The organism is Bacteroidales bacterium (genome assembly GCA_023229505.1).
Classification (GTDB): Bacteria; Bacteroidota; Bacteroidia; order Bacteroidales; family JAGOPY01; genus JAGOPY01.
In genome coordinates, this window is record JALNZD010000087.1 from 1 (window position 1) to 4,331 (window position 4,331).

At 43.4% G+C, this 4,331-nt stretch carries 5 protein-coding genes; 2 read left to right on the forward strand and 3 right to left on the reverse strand.

All coding sequences use genetic code 11. The features are described 5' to 3' along the window. Positions 1-178: 178 nt before the first annotated feature. Complete coding sequence (locus tag M0Q51_17050; protein MCK9401678.1) at positions 179-1,888, reverse strand: glutamine--tRNA ligase/YqeY domain fusion protein; 1,710 nt, start codon at positions 1,886-1,888, stop codon at positions 179-181. Positions 1,889-2,052: 164 nt separating this feature from the next. On the opposite strand from M0Q51_17050, the gene M0Q51_17055 reads away from it, so the two are divergent. Next, the gene (locus tag M0Q51_17055; GenBank protein ID MCK9401679.1) at positions 2,053-2,430 is read left to right on the forward strand and encodes a GxxExxY protein; all 378 of its coding nucleotides are present in this window, start codon (positions 2,053-2,055) and stop codon (positions 2,428-2,430) included. A 131-nt stretch (positions 2,431-2,561) separates the two neighbouring features. Here M0Q51_17055 and M0Q51_17060 read toward each other — a convergent pair whose 3' ends face one another. Together M0Q51_17060 and M0Q51_17065 are read right to left on the reverse strand one after the other, a co-directional pair. Continuing rightward, positions 2,562-2,987, reverse strand: a complete 426-nt coding sequence (locus M0Q51_17060; protein ID MCK9401680.1) for a hypothetical protein — start codon at positions 2,985-2,987, stop codon at positions 2,562-2,564. A 12-nt stretch (positions 2,988-2,999) separates the two neighbouring features. Then, positions 3,000-3,575, reverse strand: coding sequence for a sigma-70 family RNA polymerase sigma factor (locus M0Q51_17065; GenBank protein MCK9401681.1), 576 nt, complete (start codon positions 3,573-3,575; stop codon positions 3,000-3,002). A 300-nt stretch (positions 3,576-3,875) separates the two neighbouring features. Here M0Q51_17065 and M0Q51_17070 point away from each other — a divergent pair, with 300 nt between their 5' ends. Continuing rightward, on the forward strand, positions 3,876-4,202 hold the full coding sequence (locus M0Q51_17070) for a hypothetical protein (GenBank protein MCK9401682.1): 327 nt from the start codon (positions 3,876-3,878) through the stop codon (positions 4,200-4,202). Positions 4,203-4,331 lie beyond the last annotated feature (129 nt).

Sequence of the window (4,331 nt, forward strand, 5' to 3'; positions counted from 1 at the left end):
TTATTTTTCTTTACAAATCAATTTTCAACCAAATTTGAATTTGCAATCTTCCAAAGTCATATTTTTATCGATAATCAGTATTTTTTCATTTTTAATAAATGTCCCTTTTTAGAGGGGGCTCAAGGTTTAAATTTTAAATTTTAAATTAAATTTCTATCCACTGCTCACTCTTCACTCTTCACTTTTCACTCTTCACTAATTTCGCCCACGGATCTTTCAGCGCCACCGTCCGGTTGAAAACCATCCGTTCCATCGTGCTGTCGGGATCTACATTGAAATAGCCGATCCGTTGGAACTGTAAGTACGAGTAAGGCTTCCTGTCTTTCACGCTGGGTTCGGCATAGGCCGGGTAGATGACCTTGAGGGAGTCGGGATTGAGAAACTCTTTAAAATCGCGGTCTTTATGGCCGGTTGGATCTGGATCCATGAAGAGGCGGTCGTAAAGACGCACCTCTACGGGCAACGCCAGGGCAATGGATACCCAGTGCAGGGTGCCTTTCACTTTGCGCTGACTACCGGAACCGCTGCGGGTTTCGGGATCATAGGTGCAGTGAAGTTCAGTGATGTTTCCGGACGCATCTTTAATGACTTCCTCGCACTTGATGATATAAGCGTTTTTCAGACGTACTTCGGTTCCCGGGGCAAGGCGGAAAAACTTGGGTGGCGGGTTCTCCAGGAAATCTTCCTGTTCGATATAAATCTCTCTTGAGAAAGGAACGACTCGTGTGCCGGCTGCAGGATCTTCCGGGTTGTTTTCCGCTTCGATTTCTTCAACTTTTCCTTCAGGATAGTTGGTGATCAATACTTTCAGCGGATTCAGCACCGCCATGATGCGCGGTGCGGTCTTGTTCAGGTCTTCCTTCACGCAAAATTCCAGCAGCCCGAAATCGATTACATTTTCCCGTTTGGCAACGCCTATAAGATCGGCGAAGTTACGGAGCGAGGCCGGAGTATAACCCCTTCGGCGAAGCCCAGAGATGGTAGGCATCCGCGGATCATCCCAGCCGTATACGAGGTTTTCCTGCACCAGCTGAAGCAGCAAACGTTTGCTCATCACGGTGTAAGTCATGTCGAGCCGGGCAAATTCGATCTGGCGGGGACGGTAGGCGTTTTTATCCTTCACGATCTGGTCGAGGAACCAGTCGTAAAGGGGCCGGTGCACCTCGAATTCCAGGGTACAGATCGAGTGGGTGATGCCTTCGATATAGTCCGACTGGCCATGAGCGTAATCGTACATCGGGTAGATGCACCATTTGTCGCCGGTACGGTGATGAGTGGCAAACAAAATGCGGTACAGCACCGGGTCGCGCATATGCATGTTCGGCGAGGCCATGCCAATCTTTGCACGCAGGATCCTCGATCCTTCGGGAAATTCGCCTTTGCGCATCCGTTCGAAAAGGTCCAGGTTTTCTTCCATGGAACGGTTACGGAAAGGGCTTTCCACGCCGGGCTGGGTGGGCGTGCCGCGCTGCTCGCTGATCTCCTCGGCGCTGTGGTCATCGACATAGGCTTTTCCTTCTTTAATCAGCATGACGGCCCATTCATAAAGCTGGTCGAAATAATCAGAAGCGAAAAAGAGCCGGTCTTCCCAGTCAAATCCAAGCCAGCGGACATTGTCCATGATCGAGTCGACGTATTCCTGTTCTTCCTTGGTGGGATTGGTGTCGTCGAAGCGGAGATTAGTCTTGCCGCCATATTTCTGAGCGAGGCCGAAGTTGAGACAAATAGACTTGGCGTGGCCGATGTGGAGATAGCCGTTAGGTTCAGGAGGGAAACGGGTATGCACACGGGCGTTGTTCTTCCCGTTGCGGATATCTTCTTCGATGATTTGTTCGATGAAATGAAGGGATTTGGTGGATTTCTCTTCCGGAGGATTATTGAGGGTCATAGAATGATTGGTTTTCAATGATGAAGGTGCAAAATTAAAATATTTTCAGGCTGGGGCGGGTATATTTTGAAGAAAATCGGATTAATACAATAAAGAGTTTCTCACAGGTTTATTTAAGGTTTCTCGCAGATTTACGCAGATTTTATTCGCAGATAAGCGCAGATATGAATGAAAATGAGATTTCCTATATAATAAGGGGGGCGATTTATAAGGTTTATAATAACCTTGGTCCGGGTTTATTGGAGTCGGTATATGAATTTGCGTTAGCTTTTGAGCTAAGAAAAATTGGATTAGAAGTTTTATGTCAAAAGCCATTTCCTGTCATATACGAAGGAAATAGGTTGGATACAGGTTTTCGATTGGATTTGTTGGTCGAGAACAAAGTAATTGTTGAAATTAAGTCTGTCGACCAGTTAATAGATATTCATCATAAACAATTACTAACCTATCTGAAAATTACCGGCTTGAAGTTAGGATTGCTTATTAATTTCAATACAATTTCAATTGATAAATCAATAATTAGGATCGTTAATGGGCTTTAAAAGGTTTCTCGCTGATTTACGCTGATCATTACGCTGATTTCCGCAGATATTTAATCAGCGCTTATCTGCGAATAAAATCTGCGTAAATCTGCGAGAAACTTTTCGCAAACCTGTGAGAAACAAAAAATCTCTCAAATGATTAAAAGTCTTGTCTCAGAGAACCTCCTATGCAGCAATCTCTCCAGCACTACCAGTCCCGCAGCTGCAGCAATGATCACCACCGTCACACTTGAAATATGCAGGCCCTTGATAAACGTCGACATAGAATTAAAGAACCCTTCCGAAAAGACGTTCATCGATACTTTCTGGATGCCCGTTGCAGAAAATATCTGGTCGAAATATGGGATATCAACAGTAAAAATGACCACGATAATAGCCGCTACGGCAATGATAATAGAAATCCAGGTTCCCGTTGATAAAAGTGGTGTATCATCAATAACAGGATTGTCCTTGATGCGGCCCATCACCTTGTCCGTGAAATTATCCGGCGCTTTTTCCAGCCCTTGTTTCCGGATGAGTTTCCGGATGAATTCGTCTATTTTATATTGATTTTCCATAATAATAATCTATTATATAATGCGTAATGATCTCATTTTTAACAATTCCTGTAATTCCAAATAAATCTTCTTTCTCACCCTATGTAGGCGCACCTTCACATTGCTTTCCCCCAGGCCTGTCACTTCGCTGATTTCAGTTATGGGTTGATTGTTCAGGTAGAACAAAGTTACCAGTACCCGGTCAATTTCCGGCAGTTTATCCAGTATTTTTATAATGACCTGCTTTTGTTCCTGTTCATCCAGTCCCGCAATTTCTTCTTCCACTTCTTCGTCAGGGATGATTTCCATTATTTCTTCTTCCAGATCCAAAGTTTTGATTCTGTTCTTTCTCACTTTCGAGATAGATTCATTATATGCGATGCGGTAAAGCCAGGTCGGGAAACTTGATTCTTTCCTGAAGCCGGCCAGTTTCTGGAATGCTTTCAGAAAGACGTCCTGTGCCACTTCCTCCGCATCTTCCCGGTTGCGGGTGATGTTCATTGCAATGGTGAAGACCAGGTCTTTATACCTGTTCACCAGTGGGGCGAACGCAGCCGTTTCACCAAGTATTACCTGCCCGATATAATGATTATCGTCCCGGTTTTCCATCTGTGCATTTGACGGAGATGAATGAATAAGGTTACAAAGTTATATCGAAACAAAATGAATTGAGCATTATTTTCTGTGAAAATCTGCGCTTTAAATCTGCGGTTATCTGCGAGAAACCTTAAAAATATTTCTCGCAGATTTTCGCTGATCAAGGTGCTGATATTCGCAGATTTGAATTCCAAATTTCAAATTTCAATTTTCAAATTTCAAAAAAGTGTAACCTGAAACAAAACACTACCGTCAAATGAGTGAATTTAAATAAGTACCCGAACTTAAACCTTAACACTAAACCTTAAAACTATGTTAGAGTTAACCCCAATCTTTGTCATGGCCATCATTTTTGGCTTTCTTTATGCTGTTATTTACCTGAACATCCGGAGAAAAGAGCGTATGGCATTACTCGAAAGAGGAGCCGATCCTTCCATCTTCCAGGAACCACAAACAGAGAAAAAGAACTCACTTCGTTATGGCCTCTTCCTCATCGGCCTTGCCATTGGAATATTGATGGGAAATGTACTGGAAGTCAGCACCGATCTGGGCCGCGAAGCTTCTTATTTCTCGATGGTCTTCCTGTTTGGTGGAATTGCGCTGGTTATTAGCTACTTCATTGGCAGAAATATTAAATAGTTCAAAGTTGAGCCCCCTCTAAAAAGGGACATTAATATAAATTGAAAAAATAATAATTATCGGTAAAAGTATGACTTTGGAAAAATGCCTGTCTGGATTTCGATGAAAATTTAGCTTCAGAGAAAAATA

Coding starts and splice junctions, on each gene's coding strand:
- M0Q51_17050 (MCK9401678.1), bottom strand. CDS start 1,888: ATGACCCTCAATAATCCTCCGGAAGAGAAATCCACCAAATCCCTTCAT.
- M0Q51_17055 (MCK9401679.1), top strand. CDS start 2,053: ATGAATGAAAATGAGATTTCCTATATAATAAGGGGGGCGATTTATAAG.
- M0Q51_17060 (MCK9401680.1), bottom strand. CDS start 2,987: ATGGAAAATCAATATAAAATAGACGAATTCATCCGGAAACTCATCCGG.
- M0Q51_17065 (MCK9401681.1), bottom strand. CDS start 3,575: ATGGAAAACCGGGACGATAATCATTATATCGGGCAGGTAATACTTGGT.
- M0Q51_17070 (MCK9401682.1), top strand. CDS start 3,876: ATGTTAGAGTTAACCCCAATCTTTGTCATGGCCATCATTTTTGGCTTT.